This window comes from Bradyrhizobium sp. SZCCHNRI1029 (assembly GCF_032487555.1).
Lineage (GTDB): Bacteria > Pseudomonadota > Alphaproteobacteria > Rhizobiales > Xanthobacteraceae > Bradyrhizobium.
In genome coordinates this window covers 162,715-181,135 of sequence record NZ_JAUEUK010000007.1, presented here as the reverse complement: position 1 = coordinate 181,135, position 18,421 = coordinate 162,715, and the positions used below count along the sequence as shown (strand labels likewise).

Annotated in this window: 12 protein-coding genes; 2 read left to right on the top strand and 10 right to left on the bottom strand. The window is 67.7% G+C overall.

All coding sequences use genetic code 11. The annotated features are described in order from the left end of the window. Positions 1-10 precede the first annotated feature (10 nt). Complete coding sequence (locus QW861_RS20905; protein WP_315717901.1) at positions 11-982, bottom strand: alpha/beta hydrolase; 972 nt, start codon at positions 980-982, stop codon at positions 11-13. 103 nt (positions 983-1,085) lie between these two features. Here QW861_RS20905 and QW861_RS20900 point away from each other — a divergent pair, with 103 nt between their 5' ends. After that, the gene (locus tag QW861_RS20900) at positions 1,086-2,018 is read left to right on the top strand and encodes a LysR family transcriptional regulator (protein WP_316193451.1); all 933 of its coding nucleotides are present in this window, start codon (positions 1,086-1,088) and stop codon (positions 2,016-2,018) included. Positions 2,019-2,032: 14 nt separating this feature from the next. On the opposite strand, the gene QW861_RS20895 is transcribed toward QW861_RS20900, so the two are convergent. From QW861_RS20895 to QW861_RS20870, 6 genes are all read right to left on the bottom strand, one after another. Then, entirely contained in the window at positions 2,033-5,551 is a 3,519-nt protein-coding gene (locus QW861_RS20895) for a PAS domain-containing hybrid sensor histidine kinase/response regulator (protein WP_315717899.1), read from the bottom strand. A gap of 269 nt (positions 5,552-5,820) precedes the next feature. Next, a complete protein-coding gene (hemA, locus tag QW861_RS20890; protein WP_315717898.1) occupies positions 5,821-7,050 on the bottom strand; it encodes a 5-aminolevulinate synthase in 1,230 nt (409 codons plus the stop codon). Between the two features lie 209 nt (positions 7,051-7,259). Next, the gene (locus tag QW861_RS20885) at positions 7,260-8,318 is read right to left on the bottom strand and encodes an MBL fold metallo-hydrolase (protein WP_316193450.1); all 1,059 of its coding nucleotides are present in this window, start codon (positions 8,316-8,318) and stop codon (positions 7,260-7,262) included. 274 nt (positions 8,319-8,592) lie between these two features. After that, positions 8,593-10,731, bottom strand: coding sequence for a methyl-accepting chemotaxis protein (locus tag QW861_RS20880; RefSeq protein WP_316193449.1), 2,139 nt, complete (start codon positions 10,729-10,731; stop codon positions 8,593-8,595). Between the two features lie 243 nt (positions 10,732-10,974). Continuing rightward, complete coding sequence (locus QW861_RS20875; RefSeq protein ID WP_315717895.1) at positions 10,975-11,709, bottom strand: porin family protein; 735 nt, start codon at positions 11,707-11,709, stop codon at positions 10,975-10,977. 219 nt (positions 11,710-11,928) lie between these two features. Then, positions 11,929-12,240 (bottom strand): hypothetical protein, encoded by a 312-nt coding sequence (locus QW861_RS20870; RefSeq protein WP_316193448.1) that lies wholly within the window; start codon positions 12,238-12,240, stop codon positions 11,929-11,931. Between the two features lie 285 nt (positions 12,241-12,525). Between QW861_RS20870 and QW861_RS20865 the strand changes: the two genes are divergently transcribed. After that, a complete protein-coding gene (locus tag QW861_RS20865) occupies positions 12,526-14,514 on the top strand; it encodes a methyl-accepting chemotaxis protein (RefSeq protein WP_316193447.1) in 1,989 nt (662 codons plus the stop codon). A gap of 81 nt (positions 14,515-14,595) precedes the next feature. On the opposite strand, the gene QW861_RS20860 is transcribed toward QW861_RS20865, so the two are convergent. From QW861_RS20860 to QW861_RS20850, 3 genes are read right to left on the bottom strand one after another with little or no spacing between them, the layout of a single operon-like run. Next, positions 14,596-16,860: a xanthine dehydrogenase family protein molybdopterin-binding subunit gene (locus tag QW861_RS20860; protein ID WP_316193446.1), complete on the bottom strand. Its 2,265-nt coding sequence runs from the start codon at positions 16,858-16,860 to the stop codon at positions 14,596-14,598. Then, positions 16,850-17,908, bottom strand: a complete 1,059-nt coding sequence (locus tag QW861_RS20855; protein WP_316193445.1) for a xanthine dehydrogenase family protein subunit M — start codon at positions 17,906-17,908, stop codon at positions 16,850-16,852. The genes QW861_RS20860 and QW861_RS20855 overlap by 11 nt, the downstream gene beginning before the upstream one ends. After that, positions 17,905-18,399 carry a (2Fe-2S)-binding protein gene (locus QW861_RS20850; RefSeq protein WP_316193444.1) on the bottom strand — a complete coding sequence of 165 codons (495 nt, stop codon included), beginning with the start codon at positions 18,397-18,399 and terminating at the stop codon, positions 17,905-17,907. The genes QW861_RS20855 and QW861_RS20850 overlap by 4 nt, the downstream gene beginning before the upstream one ends. Between the last annotated feature and the right edge of the window lie 22 nt (positions 18,400-18,421).

Here is an 18,421-nt window from a genome sequence, read left to right as displayed (position 1 = left end):
CTGCGTTGGATCAGTTGCGCGGCGGCGTGGCGGCGGACTGCCCGTTGAGGAAGGCGTCGATCGCAGCGACCGTCGCGGCCGGCTGCTCCTCCATCAGCCAATGGCCGGAGCCGGGGATGACCTGCTCCTGCACGTTGGACGCGCCGGCCCGTGCCACCACCGCCATGGTCGGGCCGAAGGACGCCGCGCCACCGATCGCCAGCACCGGCATCGTCAGCTTGCCATGCGCCGCGAGCCAGGCGCGGTTGTCGATCGCGTCCTGATCGAAGGCGGCGAACTGGCTGAAGCCCGCATGCATCCGCCCCGGGCCGGCATAGAGCTGCGCGTAATGGACGCGCGCGGCCTCCGGGAAGTGGGCAGGGTTAGCCGAGAACTCGTTCCAGAAGCGGTCGAGATAGATGCGCTCGCGCCCCTCCACCAGGCGCTCCATGTCGGGGCCGCCGAAGCGGAAGTGCCACAGCAGCGGGTTCTTCAGGATCTCCTCCCACGGGCCGATGCCCGGCACCGGCGCATCCATCAGCACCAGCTTGGTCACGCGGTCGGCGTGCCGCGCCGCCAGCGCATAGGCGACCATGTTGCCGATGTCGTGCGCCACGACCTCGGCGGTGCGCGCGCCCAGCGCGTCCATGACGCCGGTGATGTCCTCGGCCTGGTTGGCCTTCTCAAAGCCCCTGTCGGCGCGGGCGGACAGGCCGAGCCCGCGCAGGTCGGGCACGATCACGGTGTGGTTCTCGGCGAGCTTAGCGGCGAGCGGCACCCACATGTCGCCGGTGTCGCCATAGCCGTGCAGCAGGACGACCGCCGGTCCGCTGCCGCCGACGCGGACATGGATCGTGGTGCCGTTGGTCGGGATCTCCTGGGTGCGGAAGGTCTTCGGGAAATTGCCGGGCGCGTCGGTTGCGTCGGCGAGGGCGGCGCTGGTCAGCATCGTGAGCGCGCTGGCGGCGAGGGCGGTTCGTTGCAGCAGGCGGGGAAGGGTCATGGCGATCTCCTCATTGGGCGTGTTGATGCACGCAAAGCTAGACGAGGGAGGTGCGCGGTATTAGAGGGTAGCCGCGCCAAGGATTTTTGATCGGGACGCAAAGATGGTACTGGCCAGCGCGGATCGTGCCAGGGATCTCGAAGTGTTCTGCGCCGTCGCCGGCAGCGGCAGCTTCTCGGCCGCCGGTCGCAGTCTCGGGCTGACGCCATCGGCTGTGAGCCGGACGCTCGATCGCATCGAGGCGCGGCTTGGCGCACGGCTGCTGTTGCGAAGCACGCGGGCGCTGACGCTGACGGCCGAGGGGCAGGCCTATCTCGCGGCCGCCCGCCGCATCCTCGCCGACCTCGACGAGGCCGAGCAGGCGATCGCGGATCAAGGCGCGCCGCGCGGGCGCATCCGGGTCAGCGCCGCCCTCTCGCACGGCCGCGTCTGCATCGTCCCTCTGCTCGGCGAGTTCGTGCGGCGCTATCCAAACATCCTGGTCGACATCAATCTGAGCGACGGGCTCGTCGACGTGGCGGCGGGGCAGGCGGATGTCGCGATTCGCGGCGGTCCGCTGCCCGACAGCGCGCTCACCGCGCGCCGCCTCGGCGACAACGGCCGCACCATCGTCGCCTCGCCCGACTACCTGGCGCGCTGGGGCGTGCCGGAGGCGCCGGAAGACCTCTACAACCACAATTGCCTGAACTTCAGCTTTCGCCGCGCCGAGCCGGTGTGGCCGTTCCGCCGCGATGGCGTCGACTATGCGCTGAAGGTGCGCGGCGCCGTCGAAGCCAACAGCGGCGACACGCTCAGCCAGCTGGCGCTCGGCGGCGTCGGCATCGCCCGCGTCGGCGATTTCAGCCTCGGCAACGCCATCGCCGAGGGGCGGCTGGTGCCGCTGCTCGAAGCGTTCAATCCCGGCGACAGGGAAGTCTTTCACGCCGTCTTCGTCGGCGGCGCCAACACGCCCGCGCGTGTTCGGGTGTTCGTGGACTATCTGGTCGAGCGGATGGGGGACAGTCCCGGCAAGGCAGCAACGCGGCGAGGGTCGTGACTTGGCAGCCGCCCTTACTCCGCCGCGACCATCTGCTGAATCCGCCACTGCCCGAGCAGCGCCCGCAGCGATGCCGGCTTCAGCGGCTTGTTGAGCACGGCGATGTTGTCGTCGCGGGCGGCGGCGCGGACGTGGGGGCTGCGGTCGGCGGTGATCAGGATCGCGGGCAGCGCCTCGTTGAAGCGGCGGCGGATGTCGCGGATGGCGGCGATGCCGTTGCCGCGGTCGAGATGGTAGTCGACGAGCAGGCCGGTGACGGCGCCGTCGCGCGCCGCGATCGCCTCCATCGCGGACTCCGGATCAGGGACGGCGATCACCTCGGCGTCCCACGCCGTCAGCAGGGTCTTCATGCCGTCGAGGATCGCCGGGTCGTTCTCGATGCAGACGATCAGGGCGCCCGCAATCGGCGTCGTCGCCAGCGGGGTTGCGGTGGTGACGGCGGCGGTGTGGTTGATCGCCTTGGCGATCGGCACCGTCACTGAGAACACCGAGCCGCGGCCGGGCCGCGAGTCCAGCGCAATGCCGTGATTGAGCACGCGCGCGATGCGCTCGACGATCGACAGCCCCAGGCCGAGGCCGCGCGCGATCCGCGCGCCCTGCTCGAGGCGGTGGAATTCCTTGAAGATCTCGCCGCGCTTGACCGGGGGGATGCCGACGCCGGTGTCGTAGACGCCGATCTGCAGCGACTGGCCGTGGCGGCGGCAGCCGACCAGCACGCGGCCCTTGGGGGTGTACTTGATGGCGTTGGAGATGAAGTTCTGCAGCAGCCGGCGCAGCAGCAGACGGTCGGACTCGACCGGCAGCGATGACGGCACGAACACCAGCTCCAGACCCTTGGCGCGCGCGGCGGGCGCGAACTCGATCTCCAGCGAGCGCATCAGGTCGGCCATCTTGAAGCTCGAGACCTGCGGCGTCATCGCGCCGGCATCGAGCCGGGAGATGTCGAGCAGCGCGCCGAGAATCTCCTCGATCGCCTCGAGCGAGTCGTCGATGTTCTCGACCAGGCGCGAATCCTCGCCGGCCGTCTGCCGCTCGACCAGGCTCGTCACGTAGAGCCGCGCCGCGTTCAGCGGCTGCAGGATGTCGTGGCTGGCCGCCGCAAGGAAGCGCGTCTTGGAGATATTGGCGTCCTCGGCGGCGCTCTTGGCCAGCGCCAGCTCCGAGTTCAGCCGCGTCAGCTCCTCGGTGCGGTCGCGGACGCGCTTCTCCAGCGTCGCATTGGCGCGCTCCAGTGCCTCGGCGGCTTCGAACGAGGGCGTGACGTCGGTGAAGGTGATGACGAGGCCGCCATCCGGCATGCGGTTGGTGCGGACCTCGATCACCATGTGGCGGTCGGCGAGGCGTTCCAGATAGGGCTCGCCCTCGGTGGTGTAGGCGGCGAGCCGCCGCGCCAGCAGCGCCTCGCCGTCCTCATAGGTGGGCGCGCCGATCGTGCCCATGAATTCGAGGATTTCCTTCAGCGGGCTGCCGATCTGCACCAGATCCGGCGGCAGCCCGAGCAGGTCGACGAACTGGCCGTTGGAGCAGATCAGTTGCAGGTCGGCGTCGAACACCGCGATGCCCTGACGCACATGGTTGAGCGCGGTCTGCAGGATCTCGCGGTTGAAATGCAGCGCGGCATGGGAATCGTCGAGCAGCTTGAGCGCGGCCTTGGCGGACACCGTGCGCTTGCGCAACAGCAGCGACATCACGAGGCGCGACGACGCCGCGCCGATCGAGGAGGCGATCAGGTGCTCGGCATGGCGCAGCAGCTCGAAATCGGCCGGCGCGGCCGGATCGAGCGGGAGGTTGCGCTGGGCGGCGAACGCCTCGAACGAGGCGCGGGCACGGTCGGGACCGAGATATTGGCCGACCGTGCTCTGGATGTCCTGCACCGTCACGGTCGAGCGCCAGCGCCGGAAGCTCGGCGCACTCGGCGTCAGCTCGGCCGGCACGAAGATGTCGGCCTGCAACAGCTCGATCGACGACGGCTGCCGCGCCAGCGACAGCACGACGTAGGTCAAGAGATTGAGCGACAGGCTCCACAGCACGCCGTGCAGCAGCGGCGGCAAATCGGTGCCGAGCAGCGCCTGCGGCCGCAGCGGCTCGAAGCCGAACGGACCGTGCTGCAGGAACAGGATGCCGGCGGTGGAGGTGTCGAGGAAGCTCGGGATGAACAGCGTGTAGAGCCAGACGGCGAAGCCGACCAGCATGCCGCCCATCGCGCCGCGCGCGGTCGCGCGCCGCCAGAACAGACCGCCGAAGAAGCTCGGCGCGAGCTGCGCGATGGCGGCGAACGACAGCAGGCCGATCGCGGCGAGCTGGGTGTTGCCGAGCGCGCGGTAGTAGAAATAGGCCATCACCATGATGGCGAAGATCGCGATGCGGCGGGTGCCGAGCAGGAAGCCGGCGAAGTCGCGGCCGATCTCGCGCTGCTCCTGGCGCTGCAGCACCAGGGGCACGACGATGTCGTTGCACACCATGATCGACAGCGCCACGCATTCGACGATCACCATCGCGGTCGCCGCCGACAGGCCGCCGACGAAGACCAGGATCGACAGCCATTGCGAATTGGCTTCGATCGGCAGCGCCAGCACGTACATGTCGCTGTCGACGGCGCCGAACGGGAAGGTGATGAGGCCTGCGAGAGCGATCGGGATCACGAACAGATTGATCGCGATCAGATAGAGCGGAAACAGCCAGCGCGCACGCGACACCTCGGCATCGTCGGCGTTCTCGACCACGCTGACATGGAACTGGCGCGGCAGCAGCATCGCGGCGCAGAACGACAGCAGGGTCATGGTGAGGAAATTGCCGATGCCCGGCACATATTCCAGCGCGCGCTCGGCCTCCGGCGATTTCATGGCCCGCTCGATCAGCTCGACCGGCGAGAACATCCAGAAGGTGACGAAGGCGCCGGCGGCGATGAACGCGACCAGCTTGATGATCGACTCGGTCGCGACCGCCAGCATCAGGCCGTGCTGGTGCTCGGTGGCGTCGGTCTGCCGCGTTCCGAACAGCACCGCGAAGACAGCCATCGCCAAGGTGACCATCAGCGCCATGTCGCCGACGAAGGGGATGTGGGCGAAGGCGCGGTCGTCGATCAGGATGGTCTGCAGCGACGAGGCGACGGCCTTGAGCTGCAGCGCGATGTAAGGCACCGAGCCGATGATCGCGATCAGCGCCACGGTGGCCGCCACCGCCTGGCTCTTGCCGTAGCGGGCGCCGATCAGGTCGGCAACGGAGGTGATGTTCTGCGACTTGGCGAGCCGGATCACCCGGCGCAGCAGCGGCGTGCAGGCGCCGACCATCAGGATCGGCCCGAGATAGATCGCGAGGAAGTCGACGCTGGTGCGGGAGGCAAAGCCGACCGAGCCGAAGAAGGTCCAGGACGTGCAGTAGATCGCCAGCGACAGCGGGTAGATCAGCCCGGCCAGCCGACCGCGGCTCTCTGCCGGCCGCCGTTCGCCGGCCCGGTTGCCGCGGCTGGCGACCAGGAACAGGAACCCGATATAGCCGAACGCGGCCAGGATCACGCCCCAGTCGTGCAGCATCTCCTACGCGTCTCCGACGTCTTCCTCGAAGGCTCCGGGCTGATCCCGTTGTCCGGGAAATCTAGCCGGTTGCTGGAGGCAGGGCGATAGCGATCTTGCCGAGAGAGCGCGGAGCTGGAGTCGTCGTTAGCGCGGGAGACCCCGCAGTCTCCGCCGTCCTTCCGGAGCGCCCGCAGGGCGAGCCCGGAATCCATGTCGCCTCATGCCGTGCTGCCCGATGGATTCCGGGCTCGTGCTTCGCACGCCCCGGAATGACGGAGAGAGCGATGCTACTCCGCCGCCAGCGGCTTCTTGTGCAGCGCGAGTCCCAGGCGTTCCCAGACCTGCAGCAGGGCTTCCGCCAGGCGGTCGATCAGGCCGTCGTCGTGGTAGGGCGAGGGCGTGATACGCAGGCGCTCGGTGCCCTTGGCGACCGTCGGGTAGTTGATCGGCTGGATGTAGATGCCGTGCTCTTCCAGCAGGAGATCGGAGGCCTGCTTGCACTTCTCGGGATCGCCGACGAACAGCGGCACGATGTGGGTGTCGTTGGTCATCACCGGCAGGCCGGCGGCGTTGAGGACTGCCTTCACCCGCGCGGCGCGGTCCTGGTGGCGCTCGCGCTCCCAGCTCGACGATTTCAGGTGCTTGATCGCAGCCGTGGCGGCCGAGCAGATCGGCGGCGGCAGCGCGGTCGTGAAGATGAAGCCCGGCGCATACGAGCGAACCGCGTCGATGATCTCGCCCTTCGCGGCGATGTAGCCGCCGAGGCAGCCGAACGCCTTCGCCAGCGTGCCTTCGAGGATGTCGATGCGGTGCATGACGCCATCGCGCTCGGCGATGCCGCCGCCGCGCGGGCCGTACATGCCGACCGCGTGCACCTCGTCGACATAGGTCATCGCATTGTAGCGCTCGGCGAGATCGCAGATCGCCGCCAGCGGCGCGACGTCGCCGTCCATCGAATACAGGCTCTCGCAGGCGATCAGCTTCGGCCTGTTAGGACCGGCGGCGATCAGGAGCTGTTCGAGATGGGCGAGATCGTTGTGGCGCCAGATCTGGCGCTCGCAGCCGGACTGGCGCACGCCCTCGATCATCGAATTGTGGTTCAGCGCGTCCGACAGGATCAGGCAGTCGGGAATCAGCTTGGCGAGCGTGGCGATGCCGGTCTGGTTCGACACGTAGCCGGAGGTGAACAGCAGCGCCGCTTCCTTGCCGTGGAGGTCGGCGAGCTCGGCCTCGAGCTGCACCAGGGGATGATGGGTTCCGGCGATGTTGCGGGTGCCGCCGGCGCCGGTGCCGACGCGGGTTGCGGTCTCGACCATCGCGCCGACCACCTTCGGGTGCTGGCCCATGCCGAGATAGTCGTTGGAGCACCAGATCACGACATTGCGCGGTCCGCTCGGCGAGTGCCAGGTCGCGTGCGGGAACCGGCCGGCGATGCGTTCGAGATCGGCGAAGACTCGGTAGCGACGCTCATCATGCAGGCGACCGAGGGCGGCACTGAAGTACTGGCTGTAGTCCATCACGAAACCCGAACTGGCGCGCTGCAGTGCAGCACCTGAAGCGAAAACCTCGCGGCATGCGTGGCGTGAAGTCTTCTTAGAGCGTTTCCAGAGCGGCTGTCGAGCCGGAATCCCAAGGCAGGAATTGGGCGATTTGTCCAAGGGGGGAGTGATCTCGGCCGAACGGCGCCGGGATTGCGGCGACGCGGCGGCGTCGCGGCCCCGCAGCCTCAGGTGGTGCGATAATGCAGCACGCCGTCGACGTCCTGGCTGGTCAGGCGGCCCTCGACCAGCATGTAGTTGACATGGGCGATCAACTCGCCGGCGGCGAAGCCCATCTGGTGCGGGTCGAGCACGTGCTTGTGGAACACGACCGGCACGAGCTGCGCCGAGGTCTTCGGCTCGTCGCGGCAGGCGTCCGCGATCATCCGGCAGCGCTCCTCGTGGTGGTCGGCGAGCTGCTTGATGCGCGTCTTCAGCCCGTAGAACGGCACGCCATGGCCTGGCAGCACCAGCACGTCATAGGGCAGGGTGGTGGTGAGGCTCGCCAGCGAGGCCAGATATTCGCCGAGCGAGTTCTGGTCCGGCTCGACCGCCCAGACGCTGACATTGGGCGAGATCTTGCTCAGCACCTGGTCGGCGGACAGGAACAGCTTGTCGGCGGCGCAGTACAGCATGACCTGGTCGAGCGCGTGCCCGCCGCCGGTGATGACCTTGAAGCGCCGGCTGCCGATCTGGATCTCGTCGCCGTGGGAGATGCGGCGGTAGGAGGCCGGCAGCACCGAGACGCGCTGCAGATATTCCTGGCCGCGACCGAGCAGCTTGTCGGTCAGGGTCTCGTCCATGCCGTGACGGCGGAAGAACAGCCGCTGGGCATTGCGGCGCTCCTCGGTGCCGCGGTTCTGGTGATAGACCGACTGCAGGTACTCGACCTGCGACATCACCAGCGGGCAGTTGAAGCGCTCGACGATCCAGCCGGCGAGTCCGACATGGTCGGGATGTGAATGCGTCACGATCAGCCGGCTGATCTTGACGTGCTTCAGCGGGCCATCGAGCAGCCGCGTCCAGGCGGCGATCGACTCCTCGTTGCCGAAGCCGGAATCCACCGCGACCCAGCCATCGCCATCGGCGAGCAGATAGATGTTCACATGGTTGAGGCGGAACGGCAGCTTCAGGCGCAGCCACAGCACGCCGGGCGCGACCTCGACGACCTGATCCTCACCGGGATGCTGCTCCCAGGGATAGCGCAGGGCTTCGGCGGAGGAGTGAACGGTGTCTGTCTTCGTCATGCCTCATCGATTAACGACCGCCGCGCGCGAGCGCCAGCCGAAAAACACATGGCTGGACGGCATTCCGGGGTACGGAAGCTGCTTCGGGTCGCGCCAGCATGACCTGCCTCGACGCCTTCTGCTTCGCCACGCCCCCGTCATTCCGGGGCGAGGCCGCAGGCCTCGAACCCGGAATCGCGAGATTGTCTTGCGCTCATCAGCTCGAGATTCCGGGTTCACTCGCCAATGCGTAGAGCGCATTGACGATTGCCCCGGAATGACCGGCGAGTAGCAACTACGCCGCCCGGATGTTGGTCAGGAACGCGTCGACCTCGGCGCGCAGGGTGTCGGCCTCGCGGCGCAGCGCTTCGGAGGCACTGAGCACCTCGTTGGCGGAGGTGCCGGCCTGGGCCGAGGCGCTGGAGACGCCTGTGATGTTGTTGGAGACCTCGGTGGTGCCGGAGGCCGCCTGCTGGATGTTGCGGGCGATCTCGTGCGTCGCGGTGCCCTGCTGCTCCACGGCGGCGGCGATCGCGGTGGTGACGTTGTCGATCTCGGCGATGGTCTCGCCGATGTTGCGGATCGCCGACACCGCCGACGAGGCGACCTGCTGCATGCCCGCGATCTGGGTGCGGATCTCGTCGGTGGCCTTGGCGGTCTGGCTCGCCAGGCTCTTCACCTCCTGCGCGACCACCGCGAAGCCGCGGCCGGCCTCGCCGGCGCGCGCCGCCTCGATGGTGGCGTTGAGCGCGAGCAGGTTGGTCTGCGAGGCGATCGCCTGGATCAGGTCGACGACGACGCTGACGCGGCTCGCATTGTCGGCGAGTCCCTGCATCGTCGAGTCGGTGGCGCCGGCTTCCTCGACCGCCTTCTTGGCGATCTGGGCCGAGGTCACGACCTGGCGGCTGATCTCCGCGATCGACGACGACAACTGCTCGGTGCCGGCCGACACGGTCTGGACGTTGACCGAGGTCTCCTCGGCAGCCGCCGCGACCGCATTGACCAGCGAGTTGGACTGGTCGGCGGTCTGCGACATGCTCTGCGCGGTCGCCTGCATGGCCGTGGCGGAGCTCTGCAGCGTGCCGAGGGCGCTGCGCACCGTCGCCTCGAACGTGGCGATCTGGGCCTCCATGCGCGCGGCGCGCTCGGCCTTGGCGGCATTCTCGCGGTCCTGCTCGGCGGCCAGGGTGCGGGCGCGGACCATGTTCTCGCGGAACACCTGCAGGGTGTCGACCATCGCGCCGATCTCGTCGCGCTGCTTCGAGGTCGCAATCTCGGTGTCGAGATCGCCGCTCGACAGCGTCTGCATCGCCTGCTGCAGCCGCTTGATCCGGCGCAGGATGTTGCCGCCGACATAGAGCCAGACGAACAGCACCGAGCCGAGCAGCGTGGCTGCGCCGGCACCGGCCATGCCGAGCGTTGCCAGCTCGATGTCACGGCCCGCCGTGCCGGTGGCGCTTTCGGTCGACTTGCGCACGCCTTCGACGAGCTGCTGCACGCTGATGTCGAGACCGACATTGAGCTTGCGCGTCTCCTCCAGCACGGTCTGTCCGTAATCGTTGGCGTCGAGCTCCTTCTCGCGCGTCTTGAACACGCGGGCCTTGCCCTCGCCGAGTGCTGCGAGCTTCAGCGCGGCATCGTGGATTGCCTTGGTGCTGCGGCCGGTCGGCAGCAATTCGAGATTGGATTTGAGCTGCGCCAGCGCCTCCTTGAACTGTCGCTCGATCGTCTCCAGCGTGTCGCTGTCGTTGGCCGATAGCGCGGCGGCCATCTGCGCCACCAGCAGGTTGCCGGACGCGATCACGTTGCCGAGCTGCTCGACGAACCGTGCGGCCGCCGTCGCGTCGTCTGCCGACACCTCGGCTGCGCCGAGCACGGCGTTGAGCTGCGTCTGGGCATCCAGCATCGGCTCGTTGGCGGCGGCAGTGAAGTCCGCCTGCGCCTTGCGCAACGCGTCGTACTGCTTGTTGTGCAGGGCCGCGACTTCGAGACGCTCGCGTGCGGCGGACACCAGGCTCTGATTGGCCTCGTTGATGTTCTTGATGGTCTCGGCGAGCGGCGCCACCACGCTCTTCGCGGCGCCGAGCGCGCTGATCTCGCTCAGGCGCTCCTGCGTGGTCTTCTGGATCTCCTGCATCTTCTTCAGGCGCTCGTTGAGCGCGTCCTCGCTCTGGGACTGCAGCAGCGCCGGGCCGAGGCTGGCCAGGCCGGAGCTCTGCGCCAGCAATTGCAGGCTCGAGGTCAGGCGCGGAATCTCGCGGCCCGAGAGTTCGACCATGGTGCCGCCGACGTGTCGCAGCATCAGTCCCGCAGCGACGCTGATCGCGATCGCCATGCCCGCGATCACTGCGAAGGCTGCGAACAGGCTGCCGCGGACGCCCCATCTGGGTCGCAGGACTCCGAGCACCCTGCTGAAGCTGAACCGAATCGCCATCTCTGGTGTCCCCCGATATGCACTACTTGGAGCTGTTGCTTGCAGGCAGTATCGCGGCGGGCGGTTAACAAATCCGGGAAACTACTCGGGCAGTGCTGAGTTTTCTCGCATTTTCGCATTTCACCGTGCGGCATTTAACGGGACGGAAGGGATTGTTGGGCCGCGCTTTCGATAACCTATGACAGAAAAGGCCGGCATCGCTGCCGGCCTTCCCGTCGTTTGTTGTTATTTGACGCCTGCGGATCAGTAGCGGGCCGCGAGCGGAGCGCCCCAGTTGAAGCGGTAGTTCACGCCAGCCTTGAAGGTGTGGTCGTCGGTGGTGAAGCTGCCGGTCGGCACCAGCGCGGCGGGCGCCGTGAAGGTGGCGCTGCCGAAATTGTAGTACTGATACTCGGCCTTGGCCGACCAGTTCGGCGCGAACATGTATTCGAGTCCGCCGCCGACGGTCCAGCCGTTGCGATGGTCGCCATTGGTCGCGAAGCCGACCGGCGTGCCGGCGAACGTCACCTTCTCGTTGTTGTCGGAATAGGCGTAGCCGCCCTTCACGTAGAGCAGGCCCGGACCCCAGGTGTAGCCGAAGCGGCCGGTGATCGAGCCGAGGCCGCGCTGGCTGTTGGTGTAGACGAGGCCGCCGGGGAAGGCGGCGCCGACGCTGCCGCTCAGCCAGCTGTACTGGCCCTCGGCGCCGATCACCCAGGTCGGTGCGAACTGCCAGTCGGCGCCGACCTGCAAGCCGCCCAGGAAGCGGCCGTTGGAGTTGTTGCCGGTGGCGAGGCCGGAGAAGTTGTTGTCGCTCGAGAACGCGCCGCCGAGATGGGCGCCGAGATAGAAGCCGGTCCAGTTGTAGATCGGGGCGGCGTAAGCCGGCGGCGCCTTGGTGGCGTAAGGATAGGTCCGGGCGCCGAGATCGGCGGCGACAGCGGACTGGGCCGAAGCCAGCGCGGCGACGGCAACGGTTGCGAACAGGATCTTCTTCATGGCGGGTCTCCGATACTCAACTAACAAGGCTCGCGCATCGCGCGCCGTCGATGCATCGGAGATAGATCGCTTTTGAATAAAATGCTGTCACTCCCGCAGCACACCGGCCTCCAACCCGACCTTCTCCGGGCAAAGGTTCTGGCGTAGTTAGTAATGCACTAACGAAGGCTGAACCGGGAGTTAACGCCGGGCCCCTTTGTGCCGCCGCGGCACAACCGGTTAAGGCGCGTTAAGAGCTCGATGCAGAGCCGCGACTGCGTCGCGCAGCTGCTCGCGATGAACGATGTCGTCCTTGGGCATCGAAGCGATGCCGGCGGCGAGCTCGTGCAGAATCGCGGCGAGCAGTCCGAAGTTCAGGTGCATATGGATCGACTTGCGGACGTCCTCTGGGCCGGGCCGCTCCAGGGTCAATGCCAGGCCGGATGATTCGAGATGGGCTTCGAACCGCGAGGAATGCTCGAACGTGCCGGCATAGAGCTTGTCGGGATATTCGAGCGCGATCTCAGCCTTGTCCGGGATGGGTTTCGACATGGTGGCTCCTGAAGCGACGATGCATGAATGTTCGCAGATCCGCCTCCCGCCGCCTTGCGCCAGGTCATAGTGGGAGGAGCGCCTGCATCCTCTGCCGAAGCGGGTTGGACCGCATTTCTACGGGGGCGGAAATTTACCTTCCCTGAGAAAAGGTTGTGCACGCTGATCAAATTAACGACTCGATGCCGGTCGTTCCGGACGGACCAGCTCCATGCAAGCGAGCGGAGAGGGCTCCGGCGGGGCGACGGCGGGTGCAGTCTACCCTCCAGCGAATGTGCCGCCGACATGAAGATGCGTCTCTCCATTTCCACGTTCATTGCGGCTTTTGGCCTTGTGCTCGCACTCGGCTTCGGTGCGGTCGTGCTGACCAGCGCCTATGCGCTGCGCGAGCTCAAGGTCGGCGGGCCCCTCTACGACAAGATCAAGCTCGGCAATGATCTGGTGGCCGACATCCTGCCGCCGCCTGAATATGTGCTCGAGGCCTATCTCGAGGCGACCCTCGCACTCCGGACGCCGAACGATCTCGACACGCACGTCAATAAGCTGGCGCAACTGAAGAAGGACTATGAGGATCGCAAGACGTTCTGGACCGGCTCGGCGCTGCAGCCTGATCTGAAATCGCTGCTGGTCGAACGATCGGACGGCGAGGTCCGGAAATTCTGGCAGGCCCTGGAGGCCGAGTTGATCCCGGCGCTGCGCTCCGGCGACATGGCGAAGGCCGATGCCGCCTATGTCCGTCTGGCCGAAGCCTACGCCGCCCACCGCGCGGTGATCGATACGCTGGTCGACAAGGCGAACAAGCTGAATTCGGACATGGAGGCGACGGCGGCGACCCAGGATCGCAGCATCTCCATCATTGTGTGGACCGTGTCCGGCATCGTTCTGGCTCTGGTCGTCGCCGGCATGTCGGGGCTGGTGATCGGCGTCGTCCGTCCGCTGTCGCGCATGACCGGGCTGATGCGGCGGATCGCCGAGGGCGATCTGTCGGCCGACATTTCCTATTCGGAACGCGGCGACGAGATCGGCGCGATGGCGGGCGCGCTGAGCATCTTCAAGACCAACGCGCTCGAGAACGCGAGCCTCCGCGACAGGCAGGAGCGCGATCGTGCGGCCGCCGAGGAGCATAAGAAGCGCGCCATGCTCGACATGGCCGACGTGATCGAGCGCGAGACCGAGACGTCCGTCGAAGCTGCGGCCGGCGCATCGCGCCAGGTCGAGGCCGTCGCCGCAGGCCTCTCGAAACTGGCCGAGGAACTGTCGACCGATGCGCAATCGGTGGCCGCAGCCTCGGAGAAGTCGCTCTCCAATGCCCAGACGGTCTCGTCGGCAGCCGAGCAACTGAGCTCGGCGATCCGCGAGATCTCGAGCCAGGTGGCGCGCGCCAGCACGATCACCAAATCGGCGGTGACCGAGCGCGAGAAGGCGAAGAACACGATGCTCTCCTTGTCCACGGCCGTGGACAAGATCGCCGAGGTCTCCAACCTGATCGGCGGCATTGCCGAGCAGACCAACCTTCTGGCGCTCAATGCCACCATCGAGGCCGCGCGCGCCGGCGATGCCGGCCGCGGCTTTGCCGTGGTTGCGGCCGAGGTCAAATCGCTGTCGGATCAGACCGCCAAATCGACCGAGGAGATCTCGCGGCTGATCGGCGAGGTGCAGACCACCACGCAGGCGACCGTCGACGTCGTCGAAGGCATCGGCAGCCAGATTTCCGAGATCGACGAGGTCGCAGCCTCGATCGCCGCGGCGATGGAGGAGCAGCACGCGGCGACCCAGGAGATCAGCCGCTCGGTCCAGTCATCGGCCAGCGCGGCGCGCGACGTGTCGTCCAAGATCGGCAATGTCGGCAGGGACGCCGGCATGGTCAACGATCGGGCCGCCGAGGTGCGCAACGCCATCGGCTCCGTGGCAACGGGCCTGACCTCGCTCCGTGCCACGCTGGTGAAGGCCGTCAGGACGGCGACCGCCGAAGCCGATCGCCGTCAGTCGCCGCGGTTGAAGTCGAGCCTGTCGATCAAGGTCGTCGACGATCGCAGGGGCACGGTGAAGGCCGATCTGGTGGACATTTCCGAAGGCGGCGCCTGGTTCCGGTTCGACCCCGAACCGGGCATCGGCGATCGCGGCGTCATGGAATTCAGCGGCTTCGACGGCAGCGTGCCGTATCGGGTTCGCGCCCGTGAAAAGGACGCGCTGCATGTCGAGTTCGACCCCGGCCAAAATCGCGAGACGTTCCTGGCATGGTTCAGGCGGACCTTCGCACGGCAGGCGGCGTAGACGGAGCGAGGTCGCCTGCCTCCGCTCTCGGTCGGGAGAACGGAGGCATTGCTTCGAACGGGCTTCGTCAAACCGCCAATGTCATTGGCGCGAGACCAGATCGCTGATCCGCACCGGAAAGCGCCTGATCCGAATGCCGGTCGCGTGCGCCACCGCGTTGGCGACCGCCCCGGCAGAGCCGGTGATGCCGATCTCGCCGACGCCCTTGACGCCGAGCGGGTTGACGAACGGATCGTGCTCCTCGACCGTGAAGGCCTCGATCGCCGGAACGTCGGCATTCACCGGCACATGATACTCGCCGAGATTGGCATTCATGATCCGCCCGGTGCGGCGATCGGTGACCGCCTCCTCGTGCAGCGCCAGCGAGATGCCCCAGATCATGCCGCCGACGAGTTGGCTCTTCACCAGCTTCGGATTGATGATCCGTCCCGCCGCGAACGCGCCGACCATGCGCGTGACGCGGACCTGGCCGAGATCGGGATCGACCTTCACCTCGGCAAAGACAGCGCCATGTGAATGCATCGCATATTGCTCGTTGGCCGCAGGGTCCGGCATGCCGCTGCCGGAGCCCTCGACCTGGTCGAGGCCGGCGCGGGCGAGGATGTCGGCGTAGCTCTCGCCGCGGCCCTCGTCGTCGCGCCGAAGCAGCCGACCGTTGCGCGCGATCACGCCGGCGTTGCCGGCGCCGAACAGTGGCGAGCGCTGGTCTGATGTCGCGAGCTCGGCGAGCCTGGCGATGACGGCGGCGCCCGCATTGTGGATCGCAGTACCGACCGTCGCCGTATGTGCCGAGCCGCCGGCGATGCCGGCATCCGGCAGGTCGGAGGTGCCGGCCTTGAACGTCACCCGGTCGAGTTCGAGCGCGAGCGAGTCTGCCGCGATCTGTGCGAAGGCGGTCAAGGCGCCCTGGCCCATGTCGTGCGCGCCGCTCTCGACGACGCCGGTGCCGTCGCGCCGGATCACCGCGCGGGCCTGGCCCGCGAACATCAGCGCATGGAACGTCGCCGTGCCCATGCCCCAGCCGACCAGGAAGCCGTCCTTGTCGCGCATCATCCGCGGCTTCAGCGGCCGCTCCCACCAGCCGAACCGCTCGGCGCCTTGCGTGTAGCACTCGCGCAGCGCCTTGGATGAGAACGGTTTGCCCGTGGTCGGCTCGACCTCGGCGTAGTTCTTGACCCGGAAGGCGAGCGGATCGAGGCCGCAGGCTTCCGCCATTTCGTCGACGGCGCTCTCCAGCGCGATCGATCCCGGCGCGATTCCGGGGGCGCGCACGAACAGCGGCGTGCCCGTGTCCATGCGTACCGCGTCATAGGTCGTCGCGATCGCCGGCGCGGCATAGAGCGTGTGCGTCACATGCGCCGCCGCTTCGTAGAAGTCCTCGAAGCTGGAGGTCGCGATCCGGGCGTGGTGATGGATGCCTGCGAGCTGCCCGACCGCGCTGGCGCCGAGGCGCAAGGTCTGCCGGGTCGGCGAGCGGTGGCCGAACGGGCCGTAGAGCTGCTCGCGGCGCGCCACAAGCTTCACCGGGCGGCCGACCATCCTGGCGGCGAGAATGCCGAGGACCTGCGGCCCGGCCATCAGGCCCTTGCCGCCGAAGCCGCCACCGAGATAGGGGCTGCGGATCAGGATGTTCTCAGGCGCGATGCCGAACAGCTCGGCAAGGCGGCCGCGCATCATCACCAGGCCCTGGGTCGGCGTGTCGATGATGAGCCTGTCGCCCTGCCACTCGGCGACGATCGCGTGCGGCTCCATTGCGTTGTGATAATGCGGCGGGGTCTCGTAGATCGCGGTGATCTGCTTGTCGCTGCCCGCCAGCGCGGCCTCGACATCGCCGTGATGGCTCTCGGCTGGAAAACCCATGCCGACGACAGGCGGCACATAGGCGTCGGCCGCATCGAGACCGATGCGGGCCGGCTCGGCCTCGTAGCGCGGCGACAGCAGCGCGGCGCCCTCGGTCGCGGCTTCCAGGCTTTCGGCAATGACCAGCGCGATCGGCTGGTTGGCGTAGCGCACACGGTCGTTCTGCAGCGCCTCGAAGCGGAATGCGAACGGGTTCGGCTTGCCGTCGGGATCGGCGTGCAGCGGCGGCCGGTTGGCGGAGGTCATCACCTCGACCACGCCGGGATGCGCCTTGGCGGCTTCGACGTCGAGCGCGACGACGCGGCCGCGCGCGATGCTGGAGACGGCGAGCACGGCATAGAGCAGGCCGGGCGGATTGTTGTCGGCGGCATAGCGCGCCGTGCCGGTGACCTTGGCACGGCCATCGACGCGCGACAGCGGCTGGCCGATGTTGGAGCCGTGTCTGATATGGGCGGGATCGCGGGAGAGATTGAGCTCAGGCGTCATGAAGTGCTCCTGGAACGGCGGAGAAGGGAGAGGCCGGCAGCGCCGGCACGCGCGACGGCGTGCCTTGCGCAGCGGCGGCCAGCGCGCGCATGATCAGGCTGCGCGCGAGAGGGATCTTGTGGGCGTTGTCGCCGGATTGCTTTGCATCGCGCAGCGCGATGTCGGCAGCCTGCTGGAATGTGTGCGGCATAGCCGGCTGGCCTGCGAGCAGCGCTTCGGCCTGGTGGGCGCGCCATGGCTTGGCAGCGACGCCGCCGAGCGCCAGACGTGCGTGCTTGATCGCGCCGTTCTCGATCACGAGACCGGCCGCGGCCGAGACGACGGCGAACGCATAGGAATTGCGCTCGCGCACCTTCAGATAGCGCGCGTGCCCTGCGAACGCCCGCGCCGCCGCGGGCAGCCGGACCGCGACGATCATCTCGCCCGGCGCGAGCACGGTCTCGCGCTCCGGCGTGGTGCCGGGCAGGAGATGCAGCGCCTCCAGCGCGACCTCGCGCCGGCCGGAGCCGCCTTCGATCTCGACGATCGCATCGAGCGCGGCGAGCGGCACGCAGAAGTCCGAGGGGTTGGTGGCGATGCAGGCCTCGCTCCAGCCGAGCACGGCGTGCTGATGGGTGTCGCCCCCGCGCGCGTCGCAGCCTGCGCCGGGCGCGCGTTTGTTGCAGGCCGAGGCCGGATCATAGAAATACGCGCAGCGTGTCCGCTGCAGCAGATTGCCGCCGACGGTGGCCGCATTGCGCAACTGTGCCGAGGCGCCCGACAGCAGCGCTTCGGCGACTGCCGGGAAATCGCGCGCGAAGGCCGCGTCATGCGCAAGGTCCGCATTGCCCACCAGCGCGCCGATCCGGACGTCGCCATTGCCGAGCGTCTCGATCCGCGTCAGCTCCTTGATCTGCGAGATGTCGACCAGCCGCGCCGGCCTGATGACATTGCCCTTCATCAGATCGAGCAGGTTGGTGCCCGAAGCGAGATAGGCCGCGCCCGGCGCGCTGGCCGCTGCGACCGCCTCCGCGACCGTCGACGGCTTCACATAGTCGAACCGGTTCATGCCGCGCGCTCCTTGTTCTCGGCGAGCGTCGCCTGGGCGTCGAGCACCGCCTCGACGATGCCGACATAGGCGCTGCAGCGGCACAGATTGCCGCTCATGCCTTCGCGCACGCGCTCCGGATCGCCGCCGGCGTGACCTTCGTTGATGAGCCCGACCGCGCTCATGATCTGGCCGGGCGTGCAGAAGCCGCATTGCAGGGCATCGTGGGCGATGAAGGCTACCTGCACCGGATGGAGCTGGTCGCCTTGAGCGAGCCCTTCGATGGTGGTGATCGCCGCGCCGTCGAGGCTGACGGCCAGCGTCAGGCAGGAATTGATGCGGCGGCCGTCGACCAGGACGGTGCAGGCGCCGCACTGGCCGCGGTCGCAGCCCTTCTTGGTGCCGGTGAGGTGGAGGCGCTCGCGCAGCAGGTCGAGCAGGGTGACCCTGGGGTCGTCGAGCGCAAGCGTTCGCGGCTCACCGTTGACGGTGAGTCTGACAGTCCAATTCATGCGTTGTTCCGATCGAAGCGAT